This window comes from Paenibacillus hunanensis (genome assembly GCF_034055775.1).
GTDB classification, from domain to species: Bacteria; Bacillota; Bacilli; order Paenibacillales; family Paenibacillaceae; genus Saccharibacillus; species Saccharibacillus hunanensis.
On record NZ_CP139194.1, the window covers coordinates 2,821,912 to 2,847,438 of the forward strand.

21 protein-coding genes and 1 pseudogene are annotated in these 25,527 nt (G+C 45.2%); 20 read left to right on the top strand and 2 right to left on the bottom strand.

Going from position 1 to position 25,527, the window contains the following annotated elements:
- Window positions 1–121: 121 nt before the first annotated feature.
- Window positions 122–223, top strand: coding sequence for a family 1 glycosylhydrolase (locus SK066_RS23185; protein ID WP_456094092.1), 102 nt, complete (start codon window positions 122–124; stop codon window positions 221–223).
- Window positions 195–683, top strand: a pseudogene (locus SK066_RS11445) (family 1 glycosylhydrolase); the annotation flags it as partial. The gene SK066_RS23185 and the pseudogene SK066_RS11445, both read left to right, overlap by 29 nt.
- 213 nt (window positions 684–896) lie before the next feature.
- Here the strand turns inward: SK066_RS11445 and SK066_RS11450 are convergent.
- Window positions 897–1,796 (bottom strand): AraC family transcriptional regulator, encoded by a 900-nt coding sequence (locus SK066_RS11450; RefSeq protein ID WP_320544747.1) that lies wholly within the window; start codon window positions 1,794–1,796, stop codon window positions 897–899.
- A 217-nt stretch (window positions 1,797–2,013) separates the two neighbouring features.
- On the opposite strand from SK066_RS11450, the gene SK066_RS11455 reads away from it, so the two are divergent.
- From SK066_RS11455 to SK066_RS11495, 9 genes are all read left to right on the top strand, one after another.
- Window positions 2,014–2,733, top strand: a complete 720-nt coding sequence (locus SK066_RS11455; RefSeq protein ID WP_320544748.1) for an SDR family oxidoreductase — start codon at window positions 2,014–2,016, stop codon at window positions 2,731–2,733.
- Window positions 2,734–3,062: 329 nt separating this feature from the next.
- Window positions 3,063–3,761 carry a response regulator transcription factor gene (locus SK066_RS11460; RefSeq protein WP_188774627.1) on the top strand — a complete coding sequence of 233 codons (699 nt, stop codon included), beginning with the start codon at window positions 3,063–3,065 and terminating at the stop codon, window positions 3,759–3,761.
- Between the two features lie 2 nt (window positions 3,762–3,763).
- Window positions 3,764–5,230 carry a HAMP domain-containing sensor histidine kinase gene (locus SK066_RS11465; protein WP_320544861.1) on the top strand — a complete coding sequence of 489 codons (1,467 nt, stop codon included), beginning with the start codon at window positions 3,764–3,766 and terminating at the stop codon, window positions 5,228–5,230.
- The gene (locus SK066_RS11470; protein WP_320544749.1) at window positions 5,227–6,363 is read left to right on the top strand and encodes a TolB-like translocation protein; all 1,137 of its coding nucleotides are present in this window, start codon (window positions 5,227–5,229) and stop codon (window positions 6,361–6,363) included. Before SK066_RS11465 ends, SK066_RS11470 begins: the two co-directional genes overlap by 4 nt.
- A gap of 295 nt (window positions 6,364–6,658) precedes the next feature.
- Entirely contained in the window at window positions 6,659–7,399 is a 741-nt protein-coding gene (locus tag SK066_RS11475; RefSeq protein ID WP_320544750.1) for an SGNH/GDSL hydrolase family protein, read from the top strand.
- A 1,186-nt stretch (window positions 7,400–8,585) separates the two neighbouring features.
- Window positions 8,586–9,083, top strand: coding sequence for a hypothetical protein (locus tag SK066_RS11480; protein ID WP_320544751.1), 498 nt, complete (start codon window positions 8,586–8,588; stop codon window positions 9,081–9,083).
- 206 nt (window positions 9,084–9,289) lie between these two features.
- Complete coding sequence (locus SK066_RS11485; RefSeq protein ID WP_320544752.1) at window positions 9,290–9,970, top strand: response regulator transcription factor; 681 nt, start codon at window positions 9,290–9,292, stop codon at window positions 9,968–9,970.
- Between the two features lie 22 nt (window positions 9,971–9,992).
- Window positions 9,993–11,783 carry a sensor histidine kinase gene (locus tag SK066_RS11490; RefSeq protein ID WP_320544753.1) on the top strand — a complete coding sequence of 597 codons (1,791 nt, stop codon included), beginning with the start codon at window positions 9,993–9,995 and terminating at the stop codon, window positions 11,781–11,783.
- Window positions 11,776–12,405, top strand: coding sequence for a hypothetical protein (locus SK066_RS11495; protein ID WP_320544754.1), 630 nt, complete (start codon window positions 11,776–11,778; stop codon window positions 12,403–12,405). The genes SK066_RS11490 and SK066_RS11495 overlap by 8 nt, the downstream gene beginning before the upstream one ends.
- Window positions 12,406–12,974: 569 nt before the next feature.
- Here the strand turns inward: SK066_RS11495 and SK066_RS11500 are convergent.
- Entirely contained in the window at window positions 12,975–13,952 is a 978-nt protein-coding gene (locus tag SK066_RS11500; protein ID WP_320544755.1) for an arsenic resistance protein, read from the bottom strand.
- Between the two features lie 385 nt (window positions 13,953–14,337).
- Here SK066_RS11500 and SK066_RS11505 point away from each other — a divergent pair, with 385 nt between their 5' ends.
- The 9 genes from SK066_RS11505 to SK066_RS11545 all read left to right on the top strand — a co-directional run bounded on the left by SK066_RS11505 (window position 14,338) and on the right by SK066_RS11545 (window position 25,524).
- A complete protein-coding gene (locus SK066_RS11505) occupies window positions 14,338–15,318 on the top strand; it encodes an ABC transporter substrate-binding protein (protein WP_188774634.1) in 981 nt (326 codons plus the stop codon).
- A gap of 350 nt (window positions 15,319–15,668) precedes the next feature.
- On the top strand, window positions 15,669–16,682 hold the full coding sequence (locus SK066_RS11510; protein ID WP_188775027.1) for a FecCD family ABC transporter permease: 1,014 nt from the start codon (window positions 15,669–15,671) through the stop codon (window positions 16,680–16,682).
- Window positions 16,679–17,722, top strand: coding sequence for a FecCD family ABC transporter permease (locus SK066_RS11515; protein WP_320544756.1), 1,044 nt, complete (start codon window positions 16,679–16,681; stop codon window positions 17,720–17,722). Before SK066_RS11510 ends, SK066_RS11515 begins: the two co-directional genes overlap by 4 nt.
- A gap of 66 nt (window positions 17,723–17,788) precedes the next feature.
- Window positions 17,789–18,616 carry an ABC transporter ATP-binding protein gene (locus SK066_RS11520; RefSeq protein ID WP_320544757.1) on the top strand — a complete coding sequence of 276 codons (828 nt, stop codon included), beginning with the start codon at window positions 17,789–17,791 and terminating at the stop codon, window positions 18,614–18,616.
- A complete protein-coding gene (locus SK066_RS11525; RefSeq protein WP_320544758.1) occupies window positions 18,579–19,367 on the top strand; it encodes an IucA/IucC family C-terminal-domain containing protein in 789 nt (262 codons plus the stop codon). Before SK066_RS11520 ends, SK066_RS11525 begins: the two co-directional genes overlap by 38 nt.
- Before the next feature lie 471 nt (window positions 19,368–19,838).
- Window positions 19,839–20,915: an ATP-grasp domain-containing protein gene (locus SK066_RS11530; protein WP_320544759.1), complete on the top strand. Its 1,077-nt coding sequence runs from the start codon at window positions 19,839–19,841 to the stop codon at window positions 20,913–20,915.
- On the top strand, window positions 20,893–22,245 hold the full coding sequence (locus SK066_RS11535) for a diaminobutyrate--2-oxoglutarate transaminase (protein ID WP_320544760.1): 1,353 nt from the start codon (window positions 20,893–20,895) through the stop codon (window positions 22,243–22,245). The genes SK066_RS11530 and SK066_RS11535 overlap by 23 nt, the downstream gene beginning before the upstream one ends.
- A complete protein-coding gene (locus SK066_RS11540) occupies window positions 22,242–23,690 on the top strand; it encodes an MFS transporter (RefSeq protein ID WP_320544761.1) in 1,449 nt (482 codons plus the stop codon). Before SK066_RS11535 ends, SK066_RS11540 begins: the two co-directional genes overlap by 4 nt.
- Entirely contained in the window at window positions 23,644–25,524 is a 1,881-nt protein-coding gene (locus tag SK066_RS11545; RefSeq protein WP_320541597.1) for an IucA/IucC family protein, read from the top strand. The genes SK066_RS11540 and SK066_RS11545 overlap by 47 nt, the downstream gene beginning before the upstream one ends.
- The last annotated feature ends 3 nt before the right edge of the window (window positions 25,525–25,527 follow it).

Here is a 25,527-nt window from a genome sequence, read left to right on the forward strand (position 1 = left end):
ATTGACAAAAATGGTTCCCAGACGAATCGTAAGACACATTCAAGAAGGTGTTCATTATCCTTCTCACGAAGCCGTTGACTTCTACCATCACTACAAGGAGGATATTCGTCTATTCGCTGAAATGGGCTTTCGCTGTTACCGCATGTCTATTGCATGGTCAAGAATTGTCCCAAATGGCGACGAGATGGAGCCAAATGAAGCAGGGCTGCGTAGATTTTTATAGCTTTAGCTATTATAAATCTCATGTTGTAGGTACACGTCCGGAGGAAGATGAGACGCAGGGGAATGTGTTCGGATGCTATAAAAATCCGTATTTGAAGGCAACGGATTGGGGCTGGCAGATCGATCTGCTTGGACTGCGCTATGTACTGAACCATGTATATGACCGCTATCGCATCCCGATTATGATCGTCGAAAATGGTCTAGGGGCGGTGGATGTGGTGGAGCCGGACGGTTCGATCAATGACACGTATCGGATCGAGTTCCTACGGTCGCATATTGAGCAGATGAGAGAAGCCGTGCGTGATGGCGTGAAACTGATCGCGTATACGTCATAGGGTTGTATTGATATCGTGAGCGCTTCTACGGGAGAGATGAGCAAGCGCTATGGCTTTATCTATATGGATAAGGACAATGATGGTAAAGGAACGCTGAAGAGAAGTAAGAAGAAGAGCTTTTACTGATACAAAAAAGTGATTGAGAGCAATGGAGTGGATCTGAGCTAAAGACAAGATGAAAGAAAAGCCAAGATAAGTGAGAACGGGGAGATTTTAATTACGATTCGTCCGTTCTCATGATTTGGCTTTATACAGTTTTGGAGGAAAAGCTGCTGAAATAGCGGCTTTTTTTGCTGTTTATAGAGTAGATATAAGAAGATATTCATATCGATACTCAATTCAAAATTCCGACTGCTGCTTGATATCACTCTTGGGAGGGAGTCCAAACATACGGGCATATTCTCGGCTAAATTGTGACGGGCTCTCATAGCCAACTTGAAAACCAGCTTCGGCTGCATCTATTTTGGAAATCAGTAATAATCGACGCGCGGTTTGTAGCCTGAGAATTTTCTGATATTGAATAGGACTCATTGCTGTTGCTTGTTTAAAATATTTGTGTAGCGTGGCAGAACTCATATGAGCATCCTGTGCCAGCTGAGCGATATTGAGCGGTTGGTCATAATGCTCATTAATATAATCAACGATACCCAGTATGCGGTGGATATAACTGCCGGTAACGGCATACTGCGCAAAGATGGCTCCCTGCTCTCCTTGTAGCACGCGATATAATATTTCTTGAATAATTAACGGCGCAAGTATATCGATATCTGTAGGGTGATCCAGCAATCGAAGCAGGCGACAGGTGGCATCAAGCAGATCGCTAGTTATATTGTCCATAAATAATCCGCCATCGCGCTTCATCATCACTCGCTCTTGCTTCTGCTTAACCAGCTCCAAAATCGTATCGATTCCAAAGTCCAATTGAAGACTCAGATAAGGCTTGTCGATGGAAGCATGATCAATTCTACCCACTACGGGAAGATGAACAGGATTGACGAGGTAATGGAAAGGATCATAACGAAAGGTCTGATCGGCTAATGTTACCGTTTTAGAGCCCTGTGCGATGATATAAAGAGAGGGCGAAGCTACGGAATGGACAGGTTGCGTAATCTGAGTGGTGTGTCTTAATCGAAGTCCTGGAATAGCGGTTTCGTATACACCATCTTCCGGTGCATGACGTAGAATCGTGCAAGTTAATTCATGTAGACGCATCTCTATATCTGGATCAAACAATAACATAGCTAACTCCTTTATGTTGTGAAGTGGATGCTTGTATGATTCTAGTACAGTAGAAGGGGGATAGCAAGTCATATAAGGCTTATACATACACCAAAGAGTAATGGGCAATAATCGTTTGTGAATGTTCTACTGGGTTGTGAGTGTATTCCTGTAAGCTAGAATCACGCCATTAGATTTGAGGAAATAAACCAATCCAATTGAGAGTGAGGATGCTAACATGAATACCCATTCTAAAGTGATTATTGTGACAGGGGCTAGCAGTGGTATTGGCAAAGCGACAGCTCTTTTATTAGCTGAGAAAGGAGCGAAGCTTGTTTTGGGAGCTAGAGGAGAGGAGAAGCTTGTACAATTAACCGAGCAGATCCGTAACTCTGGTGGAGAAGCTATCTGTGCGATTACAGACGTATCCAAGCGTGAGGATGTAGCAAAGTTGGTGCAGATGGCTATCGAGCATTATGGAAGAGTGGATGTGTTAATCAATAACGCAGGAGTTATGCCTATTTCTGCACTGGATGAGCTCAAGGTAGAGGATTGGGAGGCAATGATTGATATTAATATTAAAGGTGTACTGTACGGAATTGCTGAAGCGTTACCTGTTTTCCGACGTCAGGAATCTGGTCATTTTATTAATATTGCTTCAACGTCTGCGCATCGTGTCGTGCCGAATCAATCGGTGTATGCAGGCACGAAGTTTGCGGTGCGAGCGATCTCTGAAGGCTTGAGACAGGAAGCAGGAGAAAAACTGCGGGTTACGATCATTTCTCCGGGCATGACACGTACCGAATATGTAGAGAATGCGACTGATCCTGTCGTGCGTGCTAATGTGGATATAGCGATGCCGCCGAAAGCGGTGGCGGAAGCAATTGCTTTCGCGATTGAACAAGCGGAGCAAGTGGATGTGGGTGAGATTGTGATTCGACCTACGGCTCAAGCTTAAAATGGTTAGTATTAACGGAGATCATATGCTACGGATTAAACGAATGCCTTCTCATTACATTGTCCAACTACACCAGCAAGTGATTGAAGAGAATACAATAGAAACAGGTTTAGGATCTATGAGATGATCTATGATGTAATCTATACTGTATTGTCTAAAGATGATTAAAAGCCGTTAACTCGCTTAGCGGCTTTTTTCATGCAATTATCGTTGATTACAATATAATTAGATAGCTAGAGTAGGAGAAAGGTTACAGTGCTGTATAAATTTCATGCTACATATCTTTTAATATAGATGTACACACATGATACATGAAACGAGGATAGGGAATGAATAAAGCTAAAATATTGATTATTGAGGATGATGCTCCTATTGCGGATCTTCTCTCTTATGGACTATCTATGGAGGGGTTCCAGACACGCATCGCATCCAGCGGGGCTGCTGGGATGAGTGAAGTGCAGACTTTTCAGCCTGATCTATTATTACTAGATTGGATGCTGCCGGACGGAAGTGGTCTGGATATTTGCAAAAAAGTAACCGCTCATTACAATATTCCAATTATGATGATTACCGCCAAATCCGATATTACAGATAAAATTCTCGGTCTTGAATTTGGAGCTGATGATTATATTACAAAGCCATTTGATCTGCGTGAGGTAATCGCTCGCATTCGAACCATTTTGCGCCGGATCGACCAAGCAACCAAGCTGAATATTGAGCAGATGAATGAAGAGGTTATTCAGTACCGCCACCTAAAAATTACAGAAGCCGAACGTCTTGTTACCAGTGATGATCAGCCGGTTGAATTAACACCTAAAGAATATGATCTACTACTTATGCTGATCAAAAATCAGGGTAAAACCTTCACACGTTCAGAGCTGCTTGATCTCGTATGGGGTTATCATTTTGCAGGAGATACACGCACAGTTGACACCCATATTCAGCGGCTCCGCAAAAAGCTGGATGCGAATGAATGCATAGCGACTGTATTTGGCATCGGCTATAAATTCCAGAAGACAGGTGGATAATGATGATACGCAAAATCAGTATCAAATTTCTCATCGGCTTCTTTTTAATTTTCTCGCTCTCCTTTGTCGTGCTTGATCAGACGGTAAAGGAGTTTATCCGCAGCAGTAACCAGAGCCTGGTTACCGATGAATTGGAAGGTTTGAAAAACAATAGTAACGGCTATGTATATCAAGCTTTTTTGATCAATCATTATAGCAATAACCAGCTGTATTTTGGAGAGATCGCGAAGGAGATTGCCGTTGACTTGAATCGTATGACAGATAGTCGTGTAGGTATTTATAGTCTGACAGGTAAGCTTTTATATACGCCAGACCGCTCAGCATTCCCATCTGATATGGAAAGTGATCTTCAGCAAGCCGTTGCTGGTAATACTGCTTATAGCATCACCTATAATGGTAAAAGCACAACGGTGCTATTCTCTTACCCTGTTATTATCGATGGAGCAAAAGTTGGTATTTTGCGCTTTCATAAAGATTTTAGCTCGCTATACCAGCAGACCGGGCAGATTCTTCAAATTACGCTGTACATTGCACTGGCGATTTTCGCGGCAGCCTTTTTATTTTCGTACATTTTATCCCGGCACATTACCATTCCACTCGTTCAACTTACAAAAGCATCTACTGAAGTGAAGAAGGGAAATCTTGGAATCCGTTTACATTTCAAGCGCAAAGATGAGATTGGTCGTTTGGCAGACAATTTTAACGATATGATTGGGAAGATTAGTCATCAGATCGAGATTATCGAAAAAGATCGAGATCATTTGAAGCAGCTGCATGAGCAGGAGAAGCGATTTTTTGATAACATTACACATGAATTAAAAACGCCTTTAACCTCTATTCTAGGCTATGCCGAGATCATTCGCCAAAACGGAGAAAAAGACCCCATATTTTTCACTAAAGGAATGAATCATATCATCGAAGAAAGTCGGCGGCTCCATAGCATGGTGTTGAAATTGCTGGAAGTGTCACGCAATAATCATATGACTCACGAACGGCGAATCGTAGACGCAGGAATAATTCTGCGGGATGTATGTGAATCGATGACGATTCGAGCAAATCGATATCATAAGCGTATTCAATATGATGTGACTGATGAGCTTTTGTTACTAGGTGACCGTGATGGGGTAAGGCAGTTATTTATTAATCTGATCGATAATGCAATTAAACATAGTTTGCCAGGCTCTATTGTCTCAGTAAAAGGAAAACGAGTGGAGGATCGAATCGAGTTTGTATTCAGTAATCCAAGTGATCCGCTGGATAGTGAGTATATATCGCGTTTATTTCAGCCGTTCTATTTTGTTCATTCTGTCGATACCGAGGAAGGAAGTGTAGGACTCGGTTTGAGTATAGTAAAGTCCATTATAAAGCAAATGGATGGAGCGATTCATATTGCTAATGAGCACAACTTGACCATTGTTACGGTGCAGTTGATTGCCTTATCGGAAGTAGAAATGGAGACTTCATCATGAGTTACAAATATATATTTACCGTATTGCTGATCATGCTGTTGTTATCAGCTTGTAGTAGAGAGCCTGTAACGGATACGATCATCATACCGGATGCCAACCAGACTCCTCTTGAAAATTCAAGTTCAAAGCCTGTTCAGGTCAAAACCATCTACCGTGTACCTGATTACTTCTCGAATATTGGACGTATACTGGGCTGGTCGACTCAGAATGCGATCATCGCTAGCTTTAATTCGAGTGAAAAAGTCCGTTTGGAACAACTACCTTATCCGTTCGAGAATGCTAAAGCGGTAGATTCGATTGATCGTGTCAGCTACGATTCGGTTGTATCACCAGATGGGAAATACATGTGTGAAATATCCTTTTTACCTGATGGGACGATCGTGCAGCTGCTATCTATACAGGATGGCAAAAAAACATTGATATCAAAATGGAGCGATTCTACAGCGTATATTCAAAATGTATCGTGGTCGGCCAATAGCCAATACATTAGCTATCTTGTTAATCGTTCTTCTGATCGCGAGCAAAAAGGCTTGAATAGTACGGTGCATATTTACAATATGTCTACACAAAAGGACAACAGCTATCAATTGAGCGGATTCCAACAAAAGGATACTTTAATTCGCGCAGATGTTGCGAATAATGGTACAAGTGTGCTACTGCAATCCTATCAGACGCAACATGAGCAGAAAAAAGTGGTAACGATGACTGAGGTATCTGGCAACACACTCGATATACAGTATGAGCGCGAGATCAGCGGTGATCATGTCAGCTGGATCAATAATGACCAGTTCGTCTTTCCTGGTTCGGATGGCTCGTTGTATGAGTATGATCGGCGAAATGGAGAGTTGTCTGTTATTTTAGATCATGTACTTAGCTTCGCATTTTCAAACGATTGTAAAAATATCGCGTATACCTCACTGCAAGACCCTAATATTATCTATGTCGGCAAAATTCAGGGTCGAAATATATTACATCAAGAGGCGGTGTATCGAGGTATCTCAGCATCTGCTTTGTATTGGAGTCCTAATGGCAAAAGGCTGCTTATCCAGGGTGCTAAACCGTGGGATACTGCGCAAAGCTCTTCGGCTAGCAATTACAGTGAAGAGGCGCTTATTGTTGAGTTGGAATCGTAAGCGTTTTGAGGTATATAGAACAGCTCCACACTGATATATACATGATCAACTTTGTTATGCCGCTTCCTGTTATAGTATCAGTAATCTGTATATCCATAGCTAGTAAATGGTCGCTACTATAGACAAACAAACCAGACAAACAAACCGCATTCTGGCGCGTTATGCCGAATGCGGTTTGTTGTAATTTCGCTCCGTTGTGACAACTTGTTTACAAGTTCATCAAACTTTAGCGACAACTGGACGTCATAATGAGAAATATAGAAATCATATTACACATAGAAGAGGAACGATACGAATGGATAAGAAGAATGTATGGGCGGCAAAGTTATTATGGGTGATTGTAGCGTTTATCATTTCAGGAGCGGTAATATGGTTGTTCGGAACAATGCTACAAAAGGAACGACAGCAAGCAATGGGTGATACTTCGATCGTGTATAATGCCGATGCTGCGCGTATGGACTCACCACCACCATCGGATTCATCGCCTGAGGTGGAGAAAGAGCCTTCCGCGAACGCTTCTCGGGAAAGTTCAATTGCTGATGAGGAAAGCTCGAATGTAGCGGTCTATGGGACAGGAGTTACTATGATCGGTGATTCGGTAACGGTTGGTATTGCGCCTTATCTGCAAGAGAAGTTGCCTCGTATGACAATTGATGGTAAGGTAGGTCGCCAGATGTCGCAGGCGAACGAAGAAATTAGCACACTTGCAGCTGGAGGCAATCTGGGGGATCGAGTTATTATTGAGCTAGGTACGAATGGATCTTTCAGTTCGGAGCAGCTGCGAAGCGTGTTACAATCTTTATCTCGCGCCAAGCAGGTATTACTTGTCACTGTTCGCGCTCCTGAGCCATGGGTGGATTCGGTCAATACAACGATAACTGAGATCGGCAGGGAATTCCCTAATGTGCAAATTGTAGACTGGTATGGAGCGAGTGCAGGCAAGGATCAATATTTTTATAATGATGGTGTGCATCTAAAGCCTTCTGGCAGCCGATATTTCACTTCGCTTCTGGTGGCGGCATTGGCAAAATCGTAGATTATCATATGCTAACGTTGTAGGATAGGGAGCAGGTAGAAATGAAAAAATCCAGGGGTATAAAGAAAGCTATAAAGATATACTGGATCATCGGAGTGTTGGCTACACTCATTTCAGGCCTGATCATATGGTGCTTGCAGTTTCTATTTGATGGAATTGAAGCGATGGCTCGAATAATTTGTAATGGTATATAGATCTGGATGAGGACTCGCTGATTGTATCCCGAGATTGCAACCAGTCGTGGAGTGAATGTGCGCTTTGGCTAGAGTGATGACTAAACGGTACAACCTACTTGTGTTAGTGAGGAAATGATGATTATTTCTAGGACTTGCTATGTGGTGTTGTATATCTTATATGGTGAATAAATATATTTTAGAGCTGTTCTGCAATGATACTGCTAGTATATTAATAGGCTAAAAAACATATACAATCAAAGGAAATAAACGATGAAAAACAGCGTATAATATAAATTATACGCTGTTTTTGTTTTAAAAGCCGATTATAACTCCTAATATGCACTTTCCCAGCACCTTTTTCGTAAAAATTTACTACTTTTATGAGAAGAGCTGAGTCATCACAATCTAACAAATCTAAGCTATCTGTCGATATAACTAACTTCATTACCCTGATTCGTTACAAAGTAGATCGTTGCAAAAGTAGAAGAAGACATACAAAGTTATGACATGTTCCTACACAAAACTCTTTCATTAAAACAATCTCTCAAATGGTTTTATGATATTCCTATATTCCAGAAAATATAAACGAGGTACTTCTAGTTTTGTTCTTTATATCTCATCTTTCAAATGGAAGACTTCCGAATGGAGAGGACTTATTTTTTTGTTTCCGATTCAATCATAATACTCAAAACTACTTCGATATATACAAAAAAAGACTTTGAATTCGTTATTCCCTAAGAAAATGCATCTAACAACTAAAATACAATCACCAATATATATATATATATATATAGATGATAATTATACGCTGTTTTTATTCTAAGAGATTTGTTATTAATCCAGCGACCACTTTCCCATTCGATACTCCCCTCTCGTAACCTATTTTCCTTTTCGATGTACACAAATTCTTCTAAACGAAAACACCCTCAAAACTACACCTCAAGTACACCTGATCTACACATCGTAATTTTATACTATGTACATACCAACAACACAGGAGGTCATCACTCATGAACAAAACATCTAAACTTATGATCAGCATTGCTCTGGCAGGTGCAGCATTCACCGCCTCATCCTGGACAGTCCTAACCAATGCCAATGCAGCAGCGGCTACGACATCAACCGCTCAACAATATACAACAACCAAAGCTCCAGCGAAGCAAGCAGATAACCCTTACGCAGTGGCTGGTATTAGCAGCGCCAAAGACTTCCATCAATTCTTTTTCAAATTCCAGCAAGCTGTACAGCATAACAAAAAATCAACCGTCGCTTCTATGGTCAACTATCCGCTACATGTGAACTCCAATGGCAAAACACATACGATCAAAAACAAAGCTACCTTTATTGCTAAATATGATTCAATCATGACCCCGGAGATCAAACGAACACTTGCCTATGCGATTGAAGAAGATTTATTTGTGAACTGGCAGGGTGTTATGGTGGGCAGTGGAGAGCTGTGGTTCAGTCAATCGAATGGTAAAATCGGGCTGGATGCTGTTAATTTATAAAGAACAGATGAGTAAAAGAGATACAAAGCGTTGTACAGGTGAACGCTATGATCGATTTTCACGTATCTGTCCAAGCAATACCCATGCAACGAGCGTAGCCCTAATGCATCGTATCGCACGAATAATGCAGATGACTTTGACAGTATCTTCGTCTATAGGTAGCATGGAGTGGATATTAAATCCGACCGATACGGAGTGCAGAGCGTATGAATAAAACTATTTTACTTGTAGAAGATGATATATTAATGCGTGAATTTATGACGGATTATTTTAAAAAGGACGGCTGGCATGTACTGGAGGCGAATAACGGACGCGAGGCGCTAGAGTTATTTGAGCTGCATGAGCTCGATCTGATCATTCTGGATATTATGATGCCAGAGGTGGATGGATGGTCGGTATGTCGCCGTATACGCAAGCAGTCGGCGATTCCGATCATCATTATTACTGCTCGCACCGATGATGATGATCAGGTGATGGGCTTTGAGCTGGGTGCTGATGAGTATGTCACCAAGCCGTTTAGTCCAAAGGTGCTTGTCGCACGAGCGACAGGATTGCTTAAGCGAGCGCAAGGTACGCTCGGTCGCGAGGATGATATCCTACTTTATGGAAAACTCCAGATCAATAAGCGTGCGTACACGGTGCATGTAGATGGAGAGCCGATTAGCCTAACAGCTAAAGAATATAGTCTACTGGATCTGCTTACCCGGCATGAGGGTGCGGTGCTGGATCGGGATAAAATTCTCAATGCAGTCTGGGGAATTGATCATTTTGGTGATCCGCGTGCTGTCGATACGCATATTAAGAAGCTGCGTGCAAAGCTTGGTGATCAGGGGCGGCATATCCGCACGGTGATCGGCGCAGGCTACAAATTCGAGGTAGAGCCATGAGTCAGGAGAGAGGTGAACAGCAGTGAAGAAGAGAGGGATTGTATTCAAGCTGTTCATCATTACGTCTATTGTGACCATTGGCATATTCGCTTTGATTTTAATAGGGCAAGGATTGTTTTTTGAAAAGTTCTATCGAGCGGTTAAGATACATGATCTGGAGCAGAATATGCACTCCTTTGCCAGTGAATATGCGCAGCAGGGGGATAATCTAGTGTCCGCGGCGCGCATCCTAGGTCAATTTAGCAATGAGAATCATGCTGCGTTAGCTATATATAATTCCGAGCTACAGCGGCGTAGTATGGACCCTTACTATATTACGCTACAAACGAAGAATCGACAGGTATCGTTACTATTTTCATCACTGGGAACGTCGATCGGGGATATTCCACCTGATCTAAAGGTCGGTGCGGCGTTGACAGTAGATGGCTTATATATGGATCAGGATGATACGATCATGCAGCCTACGCAATTACAACCGCAAACACCCAAGCCAGAGCAAGGATTAGATCGGATTCAAGGTCGCATTATCGATCTACTCGTACCGCAAGGCCAAGAACTGAGCATGAGCCCATTTTATACGAATACACTGGTTGATCAAGCGTTCAATGACTGGCGTAATAACGTGAATACAGGGAATCAGAGCGCTCTACACGCATTACAGGCTGGTGAAACGATCCAGAGGGAATGGGTCGATAACTGGAGTGGTGTGACCTATGCGATGATTCTGATGCCCCTGCATACGAGCGATCGTGAGATGAACTATGCACTAGCTTTATCTTCCTTGCAGCCTGTAGGAGAAGCAGCCTCTTTATTGCAGCGATATTATATATATCTCGCTCCGGTTATTATTGTTATTTTACTCCTGCTATCATTCGTCTATTCAAGACTGCTATCCCGTCCGTTATTGCAGCTGAGCCGTACATCCGCACGCATGGCAACATTGGATTTTCAATCGGTTGATCAGCAGGTATTGCATGCATCCGATGAATTTGGCGAGGTATCTCGTAATCTGGATACACTGCGTCATAATCTGGATGCTGCGCTACGCCAATTATCCGAGTCGAATGCAGCACTTCAACATGAAATGGCGGAAAAGACTCGTGCAGAAGAGCTGCGAAAGGAACTAATCGCTAATATTTCGCATGAGCTCAAAACACCGCTCGGTATTGTCAAAGGCTTTGCAGAGGGCTTACAGGATGATGTAGCAGCAGATAAACGAGAGCGTTATGTACAGTTGATTGTGACCGAAACGGATCGTATGAACGCTTTGATTATGGATATGCTCCAGTTATCACGTTTTGAAGTCAAGGCAGTGAAGCTAAAGGAACAACCGATCGATATCGTGCGTCATATTCGTGCTTTATTGCATTCGTTCATTCCACAGGTGGATGATCGTAATCTGCATATTCATACGAATGGAGAAGCAGTGCTAGAGGTCATCGCTGATCCACGACGAATCGATCAGGTGCTACTGAATTTGCTGAGTAATGCCGTTCGTCATGCGCGTGAAGATAGAGGTATAACGGTTAGCTGGCGAATGATTGATGAGAACGAAGCAGAGATTACAATCGAAAACGAAGGAGAACCCATTCCCGCACAGGATCTGGAGCGAATCTGGGATCAATTTTATCGTGCTGAGCGGTCACGTGATCGCAAAACAGGCGGTACAGGGCTGGGACTTGCCATTGTAAAGCATATTTTGGAGCTACATCATAGTCGGTATGGGGTCAATAACACAGATCGTGGCGTTGCTTTTCATTTTACATTGAAGCGAGCGATAGCCGATGAAGAAATGAGGAATGACGATGAATAAACCAACGATTCCGGTAGCATGTCTGATACTTTCAGGTATGATGCTGTTAAGTGGTTGTGGTAATCAAGCTAAAATTACAGACACAGCATCTAACGAATCATCCAGTGCGGCAAATTCTAGCACATCGAATATGACAGGGGATCAGGAGAGCAGCTCACCTTCAGCTACATCAGGTGAAGAAGCGGTAGCGACTAACACAGGCAGCGATAATGCCCCATCCTCTGCAAACCCATCAAATGAAGCTTCATCGGATCCATCTTCAGACTCCAATTCGGCAGCCAGTAGCAAGGACATTTTAATCATTATAGATCAGACTGAAAAGCCGATCGAAAATGCAGGTATGTTCAACTTTTCGATTCAGCACTTACCGGAGGGCTATCGATTGGACAAAATGAGCTGGACAGGTAAAGGCAAGGCAATCGTCAATACGTATGAACAAGCAATTGAGAATGGCGGAACGGGTGGCCCGGAAAATGGCTCCTTCTATATTAGCGGCGATGGACAATTTTCGGGATTTTCCTATCCTGAATCTCGAAAAGGAGAGCAGGGAGTTGTCGCATTTGCGTTTGTTAACGATGCTGGTCATGAATTGAAGTGGAAAAAGCAGATTGTTTTAAAATAAAATGAATTCATGAGAGAAAGCGCTCGATCCAGATTCTGAGGATGGGGCGCTTTTTGGCATCTTTAGTTAGGCGTGGACGATGATCGCCAGTAATTCGAGGAGAGGGATACTAAGTACTATAGAAAATTTCGTTGCTACTATAAATTGATTTAAATATTGTTTTTCGAGAAGCTAGATTGATCGAGATCAATAATGCTTATTAGTTTACATAATATTTATTATGTATATTTTAAGAAGGTAAGACGCTATATTTCATTTGTCCGATACTTGTAAGCAGTTTTCTACTACTAATTCGCACCACCTCACAGCATTACAAGGACATCTCTAACTAATCTATTTCCTTCTAACTTCAACGATTTAATCACGCAAAAAACGACATTCCCATAAGTTCCCATAAGAATGCCGTCTATCCAACTAAGCTGCATTACTGATTAACACTGCTCAACGCATGATCCCTGCAACAATCTGACTATCCTATCTCATCTATCATGATTACCACTTCATTACATGCAAGCATCACACTTCAACATTCATCATTTCCATTTTAAAATCCTACGCGCATCATGAACTTAACTCTCTCGATCACGTAAAATCCAAGCAGGCACCGCTCTCACATAGATCAGCTCACCAGCAAGCTCGACTATCGTCTGCGTCACAATGATCGATGCTACGATCACGCTCCATTCACCAGGCAACGCAAGAGCGAGTGGAAGCACAACGAGGGAGTTACGTGTGCCGGAGCTGAAGATGAGTGCGCGTCCAGAAACAATATCTAATCTGAACCAACTGGCAATACCACGAGCAATCCACGGCATAATCAGCATGAAGGCAATGTATACCGGAATGACCGTCAAAATCATATTCCAATGTGCCGTTAACTTACCGATCTGTGAGGATACGATCACAAACAGTGTTAATGCCATGAATGGAACCGGAAGCCACGCAGAACAGTCCAGCCAGCTCTGGAAAGGCTGATACTTTCTGGACAACCATTGCACAATAATCGCCACAAAAAGCGGAACAACAATAACGATCAAAAATGCTTCAATAAAAGGGACAGGGTCGACGATCCTCATCGCTTCTGAACCGAGAAATAACCATAAATATAATGGAAGCAACAGCATCTGCGTTACGAATAATATAGGCGTGCTCAGCAGCATTAGCTTTTCATTTCCACGCCCTAGATGGGTAAACACAATCACATAATCAATACATGGAGTCAGCAGTACCAGGTATACACCGAGCAATAATGGCGTTTCCTGCGGTAATAGGCGACTTAGCAGCCATACAACGAGTGGAACAGCGACATAATTGGCAACCAGCAGGGCTGCGATAAAACGTCGATTATGGAATGACTGCCGAATAGAAGTGAACGGAATTTGTGTAAACATCCCATACATTAACACAGCGATAATGACAGAAATAAGGGAGGAATGATCGAGTAGATGCACCGCTCGTTTAGCCAATAAGCCAGTTATCGCTGCGGCGATCAGTACGACAATATAGAATCCGATCTGGTGTTGCTCCATCTTTTCTCTAGTTAACATTTCGGTATAAACTCCTTTTTACACTGTATTCAATATTCTGGCACAATTGCATATCACGCTGATAAAAAATTCGCAAAAAAGCCATTTCATTTTTAAATGTATATCGATATGTATATAAATCCGATTTTATCATTATCTATAGCATGAATAGAAGGGGGAGAGCTTGCAGCAACAATAGTATGCAATGTCACATGGAATTCATTTTAGTTTACATAATAAAAATTATGTTATTTATAATCATTTTTTGGAATTGAGTAGCGGGTTGACAAATCTCACTATGATTCTCCAATCAAATAAAGCGCTTGAAAAAAGTTCCTGATTCTACTACAATTACAAACGATAATGAGATTCAATATCAATTATAAGTTACAGGGGGAAGAAACACATGTACAGATTTAAAAGATCATTGCTTGGAGCTTCTGCATTACTGCTCATCATTATGATGCTGGCAGGATGCGCATCGGGTAACTCCAATGAGTCTGCCAATGCTTCCGGGCAATCGGCTACCAATACAGATGCTTCTGCAAACACCCGTACCGTGAAGCATGCAATGGGTGAAACGAAGATCACAGGCACTCCAAAGCGTGTCGTTACGCTATACCAGGGAGCGAATGACGTTGTGGTTGCACTGGGTGTGAAGCCAGTTGGTGTTGTAGAATCGTGGGCACAGCAGCCAGTTTACGATTATCTGAAAAAGGATCTTGGCGATGTACAGCAGGTAGGTCAAGAATCCCAGCCGAACCTGGAGGAAATACATAAATTGAAGCCCGATCTGATCATTGCGACGAAAACTCGTCATGAGGACATCTATGATCAGCTGTCTCAGATCGCGCCAACCGTCATGACAGACAAGCTGTATGACTGGAAAGAAACTGTAAAGGTAGCTGGCGAAGCGCTGAATGAGCAGGATAAAGCGAATAAGCTGCTGTCTGACTGGGATGCTCGCGTAGCTGACTTCAAGTCGAAAATGGGCGATCGCCTTCCAATTGAAGCAACAATCACCAATTTCCGTTCGGATCAGGTTCGTATCTATTACATGGGCTATGCAGGTATGATCCTGAAGGATCTGGGCTTTACTCGTCCGGCTGGACAGGATTCGGATACATGGGGGACAGAGCTGACCTCTAAGGAGAATATCCCGGATATGAATGCAGATATGATCTTTAACTTCAATTCTGGTGATGATAAAGCAGCGATTGATAAGCTGTATAAGGATTGGACGAGCAGTCCACTATGGGCCAATCTGGATGCCGTTAAGAAAAATCAGGTGTACCAGGTCGATGAAGTGAACTGGAATATGGCTGGAGGCTATACATCCGCTAACCTGCTGCTAGATGATCTGTACAAGCAATTTAATTTGAAATAAACATCAGAGCTTTTCAGTGATTCAGTTGCAAAGGATGCACAGCAGCTAGCGTTCTACCGCTGAGCATCAGAACATTTCAGCTTCACAAGCTTGATGCTGTTGAATAGCAAGGTCTGTCTGATCGTGAGCACAATATGCTGCTAGATACGAATCAGATGGGCCTTGTTTATCCATTTATAAGTGAATGGATCATGTCATCGGTTCCATGGTTGATCACGGATCAGTAATAAAGTATCGATAATCCGTACAGCCGTCCAAACTGTTATCCAACTGGAGGCGTGTACTCCATCGATAGCAGGAACCAAATGAATGCTAGATATTCTAGATATTATGGAAGAAAGAGTGAGCCTATGTTTCCCCTGTTCAGACAAGGTAAAAGCAGATTGGCAGGCTTGCTAGTGCTGCTACTATTATTAATTCTGGCGGCGATCGCCAGTATGATCTATGGACGGACATCGATCACCTTTGCGGTAGCGATTCAAGCATTCACGCATTATGATCATCAATCCGTCGCCCATGTCGTTTTACATACGGAGCGCTTGCCCCGTACGATTATTGCGGCAGTTGTTGGTGCAGCACTCGCTGTTGCTGGCGCAATGATGCAGGCGCTGACGCGGAATCCGCTTGCTTCACCGAGCGTATTCGGCATCAACGCCGGCGCGATCTTTTGTATCGTGATTGGTGTAGTCGTATTATCTGTAGATTCATTAACAACCTTAATGTGGTTCGGCTTTGCTGGTGCAGCAATCTCGGCAGTGATCGTGTATCTGCTCGGATCGATTGGTCGTGATGGATTAACGCCGATCAAGATCGTACTTGCTGGTACAGCGATGACCGCGCTCTTTTCCTCATTTACACAGGCGGTACTTGTGCTGGACGGAACAGGACTTCAAGATGTGCTGTTCTGGATGACGGGCTCGGTAAGTGGACGCTCGCTGGAGATGCTGTATCCAGTGCTGCCTTATATGGCGATTGCTGTTATTATCGCGCTCAGCATGGGTAGAGCGATCAATCTACTGCTGACCGGTGACGATATCGCACGTGGTATGGGGCAAAATGTACTGGTGGTGAAGCTGCTAATGGGACTAGTAACGGTGCTACTCGCAGGTGGTGCGGTCTCTGTCGCTGGTTCGGTTGGACTGGTCGGGCTTGTTGTGCCGCATCTGATGCGTGCGCTGGTCGGTAACGATTATCGCTGGCTCGTTCCATACAGTCTGCTGGGCGGAGGTATTTTGCTATTATTAGCAGATGTAACGGCGCGTCTTGTTATTATGCCGTCTGAGTTGCCACTGGGTGTCGTGACTGCACTGATCGGTGGGCCTTTCTTCATCTATATCGCCCGTAAGGGGGTGACCCGTCTGTGAAACGCACGATTACTTTTCGCAGTCGTAAGGAACGGGTATCGTTTCGTTTGGAAAAGCGTTCCTTACTCGTTATTGGAATGTTGACACTGGCAAGTGTGCTGGCGCTTATTATTGGGACAGGCTTTGGTAGTGACTATATTGCACCACTGGATGTACTACGCACGGTTATGGGTTGGGGCAATGGGGATTTCGACTTTGTTGTACTCACGCTTCGCTTACCACGTGTGCTACTGGCGATGCTAGTGGGCATTGCACTGGGGATGTCAGGGGCTATTTTACAGGGGATTATTCGCAATCCGCTTGCTTCGCCTGATGTAATCGGAATTACAGGCGGTGCAGCCGTCGCAGCTGTTGGGTTTGTCACCTTGCTAGGTGGTGCGCTCAGTATCAAGCTATTGCCATTATTCGCTGTAGCTGGTGCACTTATTACCGCGCTAATCATCTATATGCTGTCCTGGAAATCAGGTGTAACTCCGATTCGACTCGTACTGATCGGGATCGGCGTATCCGCCATCACAGGCGCAGGCACAACATTCATGCTGATCATCAGCCCATTTTACACTGCTGGACAAGCCTATATCTGGCTTACTGGTAGTGTATATGGAGCGACATGGACAGATGTGAATACGATATGGCCGGTGCTGTTGATTATTCTACCTGCTGCGATCCTGTTAGCACGTAGCCTGAATGCCCAGGAATTCGGCGATGATCTGGCAACAGGGCTTGGCGTTACTGTGCAAAAGCACCGCTTCCTACTGCTAGCATGCAGTGTACTGCTCGCCGGCATCGCTGTATCTGTCGCAGGCACAATCGGCTTTGCAGGTCTGATGGCACCGCATATTGCACGCCGACTTGTCGGACGTATGTTTGGTAGCCTGCTGCTCGTATCCGGTCTCATCGGCGGTCTACTCGTATTCGCTGCTGATCTGATCGGACGCACCCTATTTGTGCCACTGGATGTACCTGCTGGTGTGTTTACCGCTGGAGTCGGAGCACCTTTTTTCCTGTACCTGCTGTTCCGCAACCGTAATCAATTTTGAGTAAATCAATTTAGTTTGACAAGATCGAGTTGGTGTAATTGAAAAGATAAGGGAGGATGCCCCATCATGAGCATACTGGAAGCAAAAGAGCTTACTGTGACCTATGGACAGGCGCCTGTTATTGAAAATCTGAATCTGACCATTCCCACCGGACAGATTACCGTACTCATCGGCAGCAATGGCTGTGGCAAATCCACATTGCTACGTACCATGGCACGATTACTCAAATCACGTTCAGGCTCTGTCCTGCTGGATGGGCAGGATATTGCCCAGCTACCGACCAAGGAAGTATCGCGCCGCATGTCTATTTTGCCACAGGGACCTTCTGCACCAGAAGGTCTAACCGTGAATCAGCTCGTTCGTCAGGGACGTTATCCGCATCAGGGCTGGCTCAAGCAGTGGTCACGTGAAGATGAACAGATGGTACAGCGAGCGCTCGATGCGACCAATTTAAGCACGCTGGCAGATCGTCCAGTTGATGCACTTTCCGGTGGTCAGCGTCAGCGTGCATGGATCGCGATGACACTTGCACAGGGCACCGAAACGCTATTACTGGATGAGCCAACCACGTATCTGGATATGACGCATCAGATTGAGATTCTGGATCTGCTATTCGAGCTAAATGAGCAGGAGGGACGCACGATTGTAATGGTGCTCCACGATCTGAATCTGGCATGTCGTTATGCTCATCATATCGTCGCTGTCCAAAATCGTACGATCTTCGCGCAGGGTAAGCCAGAGGATATTATTAATCAGGAGCTGGTTCGTAATGTATTCCATATGGAGTGCGAGATTTCAGTCGATCCATTATTTGGCACACCATTATGTATTCCGCATGGAAAGGGGAGACGTGTGAATGGTCAACACAAGGGCTATAGTCACATCGCTAGATGAGCATGAGCTAGATATGCTACAACAGAGCTACCGTCTCGCTACGAGCCCTTCAGAGCATCGTGAGCTGTCGATCAATTGTAAGGACTTGCTTGATCCCGAGCTTGCCATGCCCTTTTTGCAAAAAGTGGGTGCCTTCTGGGAGACTGATTCGATGACCGCAACCGTCTCACTTTTCGCTAAGCGCTATGCCTATTTGACGATTGCTGCGGGACTGTATGCGATGTCTCGCTATAATAAGGGACTTGATCTGAGTCTGGCTAATAGCTCGCTGGAGTCCTATTTACAGGGCGAAGCGTGGCTACCGAAAGCGCTACTAGTAAATCAAGAGACCAGCTCTCCAAGCGCTGGGAGACGTGATGAATGGCGCGATGAAATCGTACAGCAGATGTTTGCAGGTAACCTGGCACCCGTATGGGCAGCGCTGTCGAAGATGGCAGGCGTTAGCCAGGCAGTGCTATGGGAAAATACTGCGATCTATGTGTACTGGCTATACGAAAATCAGTTTGCAGATGGTGCAAGTGAAGAGGAGCGTCAGCAGATTGAGGCAGATTACCGTTATCTCGTGCACGAGGCACCTGCACATCTGTTTGCTCAGCGTAGCAATCCATTGAAAAAATTCGATTCTCCAAAGCGGACTACCGCTGTGTCCGACACACCCATTCGTGTACGCAAAACCTGCTGCTTATATTATCTGGCAGCAGATGAACCCGATGATTATTGTCCGACCTGTCCGAAGCTAAAGCATGGTTAATCGTTCCATCATTCTCTTAGTGTGCTGTATGGAAGGCAAGAGCTATAGCGAGCTGGAGTATCCGAAGTGTCTGAAATATGGGATTGATCAATTTAAACCCATATTTTAGACACGATTCTTCAGTAAAAAGAAGAGTGGGGTAATCTAACAAAATATCAATCGAATCTCGTTTGGTTACATATTATTTATTATGTAAACTATGAACAATCTCGAATTTTTTATTTTTAACGTTCAATCCACTATCTTTATCCTCGATCACTTCAAACCCGTTTACTTTCTAGCATCAATCCATTCAAATAAACCCTTTGTTTTTCCTTACATATCCACTGTTATCATTGTTTCCCAGTATTTTCTCTTTTTTACCTAAAAAGTTGGTTGTTGACAACGATAAGCATTGTCCTTTAAGATAGGTATCGAATAAATGATATTGATAATCATTATCATTTTTTTGAAATTGGAGGAGGATATTGCGTGTTTCTGAATCAGATGCAAAACCTGCAAAATCGGCTTATTGCAGCTAAAGCGCAGGAGATGGGCATAGCCTGTGAATTGCTTATTCCAGGCTGTGAGGATTTTCTTCGTTTAACCCAAAATGGGCAAACGATTATCATTAACAAGACGCGTTCTCACCGTCTTCCGTTGTTAGCCGGACTGCTCGCGAAGGATAAGCAAGCATCTAATCTGCTGCTAGAGCAGTGCGGATTACCTGTGCCACCGTATACAGTAGTGACTGAGGTGGATGAAGCGATCGCTTTTGTAGAGCAATTGCCTGTAGAGCATCGCTCGGTCGTAGTAAAGCCGCTCGATGCAAGTCGCAGTGATGGCGTAACACTGGATGTACGTACGAAGGAACAGCTTATCGCAGCGATGAAGCATGCAGGGTCATTCAGTCGCCAGATTATGCTACAGCAGTATGTAGCCGGGCTGGATTATCGTGTACTTGTCATCGACGGGAAGGTCGAAGCTGTAACGTGCTACCGTCCTGTGGAACTGATCGGGGATGGGCATTCTACAATTAGTGAGCTTATCGTAACGCTTAATGCACATCGCATAACCCAAACTCCAATAGGCGAGCTTGAGCAATTGGCTACAATCGAAACGAAAGATAGTTCGGTTAATAAGGAGTTGAAGCGTCAGGGATACGACACCATGGATATTCCATCAGCAGGTCAATCCATATCATTATATGCTACGGAAAATATGGAAGCCGGGGCAATTCGCGAATTGTATTCCGACTGTACGGATGATATTTGTCGGCAAAATATTGAGCTATGTATCACAGCAGCGGAAGCGCTGGGAATCGATGTTGCTGGCATTGATATACGCTGTCAGGATATTGCACGTCCACTTACGTTAGAGCAGGGCGGCATTCTGGAGGTTAACGCTTTACCGGACATGATTAATCATGTGTACCCGTACGAAGGGCAATCACGTGATGTGGTTGGCTCGTATCTGAATTATTTATTTGCTACGCAAAAGGAGCCTGTACGAACAGGAACCTATACACAAAGGAGCGTCGATTACGATGTCACTGGAAATCCAAAGTGAATATTTAAAGCTACAGGAGCAAAAGGAATCGAATGCAAGGGCATATCCACGCCATTTCCCGCTGGTAATCAGCAAGGCGAAGGGCATGATCGTCACCGATACCGAGGGACGTCAATATTATGATTGCCTGGCAGGTGCAGGCACACTGGCACTGGGACATAATCCGGATGTGGTTGTTGACGCGATTCGTAAGATGCTGGATCAGCAAATTCCTTTACATACACTTGATCTGGCTACGCCGCTCAAGCTTGCTTTTATGGAGGAGCTATTTTCCTTATTACCTGAATCGATGCGTGATCATGCCAAAATTCAATTTTGTGGCCCAACAGGGGCGGATGCGGTAGAGGCAGCGATCAAGCTTGTCAAAACGGCTACGGGTGGGCGCTCTATTTTGGCATTTCATGGTAGCTATCACGGCTCCACACAGGCAACGATGGCGATGAGTGGTAATCTGAGCAAAAAGCAGCATTTGCAAAGTCTACTGCCTGATGTTCATTTTCTACCCTTTCCTTATGAATATCGCTGCCCGTTCGGTGTTGGTGGTGAGATGACAGCCAAGCTAAGCGCACAATATATCGAAAATGTACTGGATGACTGTGAGAGCGGTATTGTGGCTCCATGTGGTGTGATCGTGGAAACGGTACAGGGAGAGGGTGGTGCGATTCCTGCACAGCTCGAATGGTTACGTGAGCTACGCCGTATTACAGCAGAGCGCGGCATTCCACTGATTATCGATGAGGTGCAAACAGGATTTGGACGTACGGGGCGAATGTTTTCATTTGAGCATGCAGGCATCGTACCGGATGTGATCATCTGCTCCAAAGCGGTCGGTGGAAGTCTGCCGATGTCAGTCATTCTTTATAAGGAAGAGCTGGATCGCTGGCAGCCAGGTGCCCATACGGGTACCTTCCGTGGCAATCAGATGGCCATGGCAACCGGGCTGGCTACCCTTCGCTATTTGCGTGAGCAGCGTGTGCTGGACAATGTACAGCAACGTAGTCAACAGATGATGAATCGTCTTCGCTCGCTACAAGCGATGATACCGGCGATTGGTGATGTACGCGGTCGTGGCTTGATGATCGGTGTAGAAATGGTAGAGCCTTCGGGGACACCTGATCGACTGGGACATTTTCCAGCGAGTGGACGCATGGCGGAAGCCGTGCAACGCCGCTGCTTTGCTAATGGCATGATTATTGAGGTCGGTGGACGCCATTCTTCCGTACTACGCTTCCTACCGCCACTGGTCATTACAGAGCAGGAAACGGAAACGGTTCTGCGCATTTTCGAGCGTTCGCTACATGAAGCGCTGGCAGAGCTGACGGAGCAATGAGCCAGCCCAAAGGATTGGGGCAGTATGCGGTACTTGGCTCCATTCTGATCGGTGCATTTTCACTCGTATTAACGAATAGTGCCTTCAATGTACTGCTGCCTTATTTCGTGAGCTATTATGGTATCTCTACCTTGACTGGCGGCTGGATCATTGCACTCTATATGCTGGCGATGACGCTGACGATGCCTGTAGCCTCGTTAATCGTCGATCGTCTGGGGCGTAAGCGTACGTATATGCTTGGCATTGTACTCTATGGCGTCTCATCGATTGCTGGCGCGCTCTTGTATGAGCATGTAGCGGTGTTACTGCTGGTACGTTTCATTCATGGTGCGGCTGCCGGTCTAATGATTCCGCTCTCGCTCGTATTGCTATTTGATGACTATGGCACAGAGGTCAGAGGGCGTATTACAGGGGCATGGGGAATGCTACTCATGATTGCGCCGGCGATTGGGCCGACGCTAGGCGGTCTGATTATTCAATTCGGCCGCCTGGATGTACTATTCTGGCTCAATGTGCCCTTTGCGATCTGCGCATTATTCTGGTGTGGACGCTATATTCGCCCGTATGTGCCAGCACAGCGCAAGCAGATTCGAATGAGCAGTATTAGCTTGATGATCGCCGGTATCGCCAGTCTGAGCCTGGGCATTCAGCTATATTCGTCCACACTCGTACCTGTCGCCTTCGCATGGATGCTATTCGTGCTTGGTGTGCTGCTGCTTATTGGCTTTGTACACTTGGAAAATAGTCGGCAGGAGCCAATGATTCGCTACAATCTGCTCAAAAGCAATCCGGTATTTGCATGGAGTGTACTCGTGTCGACGATTCAGGATTGTGTGATGTTTGGAGCGATTTTCGCCTTACCGTTACTTTTTCAAAATGTGTTCGGATTGTCTCCGTCGGTATCCGGGCTTATGTTTCTGCCGGGAGCGATCACGACAAGCTTATTCATGTGGATCGGCGGCAACTGGTTTGATCGCGGTCAGAGTAAGCGATTTATCGCTTGGGGAACGGTCGTTGTTGTACTGGCACTAGGGAGCTTTGTTTTCCTGCCGCAAAGCACAGGCATCGTGATGCTTATCCTGTTAATGGCGTGCCGCGGTGCGGGTATGGGCTTGTCCGGTATGAGTGTATCGGCGCTTGGCTTGCAGGCTTTGCCAGAAGAAGATATGCATGAAGGCTCAGCGCTTGCCACGACGCTTCAGCGGCTGATTTCTTCCTTTGCATTAATCATATTGACGTTATTTTATGACGGGCGCTGGCAGATGCTGACAGCGGCTGGCTATGCTACACCAACAGCGCAATGGATGGCATTACGTGAGGTGTTTGTCATTTTGGGAGCAGTATTGCTGGTGACGTTACCTGTCATTTTATCTATAACAAGAAAGAAGGTTGGCATCATTGCTGAACACAACAGGCTTGAAGATCAGAAGCAGCCAACAGCCTGACGCGCTGCTGCAAGCCGAGAAGCATACATGTAAGCTACTTCTAAACTGCTATATTCGTGAACTTCGTCCGGAGCGACCGACCGAGATTACAGTAGACTCGCAGCAACAGATCATACGGATCGATTTCCCGGTAAGCCGTAAAAGCTTGCAAGCACAGCTTGCGTATTATTCGGCGACTGGCGAGCATGAATATCGCTCCATCTCATGGATGCCATATACACAGCAGTACGGGCAGGAACCAACTGCTACGACAGAAACTGAATCGGATACGATGCAGATGCAGGCTCAGGGGAGCGATCATACACAGCTACTGGATGTGATGATAGCGGAGCTGAATGACGGACAACAGGTGACAGGCGAGCGTGCGGCACAATTTCGGCAACGAGTAGAGAATAGTCTGCATAATACGGCGCTTTATATGGAGCACACGACTCGTTACGGTAAGACGCTCACGGACTATCGCAGCTCCGAGCAGGCGCTGATCGTAGGACATCCATTTCATCCTTTTCCGAAAAGTATCCTTGGCTTCAGCCGAGAGGATGTACAGAGGTACAGTCCAGAGCTGGGCAGTGCATACGCACTATGTTATGTAGCGATCAGAAGGGATTGCTATCATCAAGAATGGGCAGTGGAGCAGTATCGCCAGCAGATTGAAGTGCAGCTTCGTGAGCAGCTATTGCGTACAGAAGCAGGATCACAGGATCGTATGCTGACCCATTGGCTTCAAGACGAGCAGTATGAGCTACTGCCCATGCATCCGTGGCAATATGGCTATATTCAGACGCTACCGATCGTGCGGCAGTATATCGATGATCGTAAGCTAATTCTACTCGGACAATGCGGGCCCCTTGCTTATCCGACTTCCTCGGTGCGAACAGTATTTTTACCGGAGCTGCATTGTAATATTAAGCTTCCCTTGCATGTAGGCATTACAAATTTGATCCGTACCAATAGTGAAGAGCAGATGACGCGTACACTCGCAGCCACGCGGTATGTGCTGGAGCAGCAATGCTTTGCAGATGAGCCTTACACGCATATTGCATGTGAAATGGGCATCGCGACCTGCCGCTTTGATTCGGATCAATGGACAAGCTTATTCACGGTTGCTTATCGACCGATTGAATTTGATACATCATGTACCTATGTATTGTCTGCGCTGGTTGAATCGGTGCGACCCGGAGCGCCATCTCAACTATATGAGCTGTTACATAGCATAGCGGATGCAGAAGCGAACGCTGGGAATGAGCGTATGGTGCAGAATGAGAGTATTGCACAGAATGGTAATCGTTCGAGTTCACCCCAGCAATTAAGCGATATGCGTAGGATTGCAGAGCGCTGGCTACGTCTGTATTTGGAGCGCTCGTTACTACCGATTATGCGCGCCGCTGAACAGTTAGGTATTCACTTTGAAGCGCATCTGCAAAATACACTGGTGACGCTCAAGGACAACTGGCCTCACCATTTTATCATTCGGGATCTGGAGGGCGTGAGTGTAGAGCGCCGTATGCAGCGACCTGGGGCTGGCGACGATATTTTGTTTTATACGAGCGAAGCAGCACGTGCGCGCACTGCTTATTATTTTATCGTGAATCATCTGGGCTCTCTTTTACATGTGCTGGCACGGGATACCGGCTGTGATGAGCAGGAGTACTGGCAATTGGCGAGAGCGTTATTGGCAGAAGAATTGGAGCGTTCGGAGCATCCATTTATTCGTGAAATACTGCAAGCAGATGGATTCCAGGCGAAGCAGAATCTACGAAGCTGTCTGCAAGGACATGGCGATACGCCAGCGTATGTGCAAGTACGCAATATGCTAAAACAAACAGGAGAGTGACCA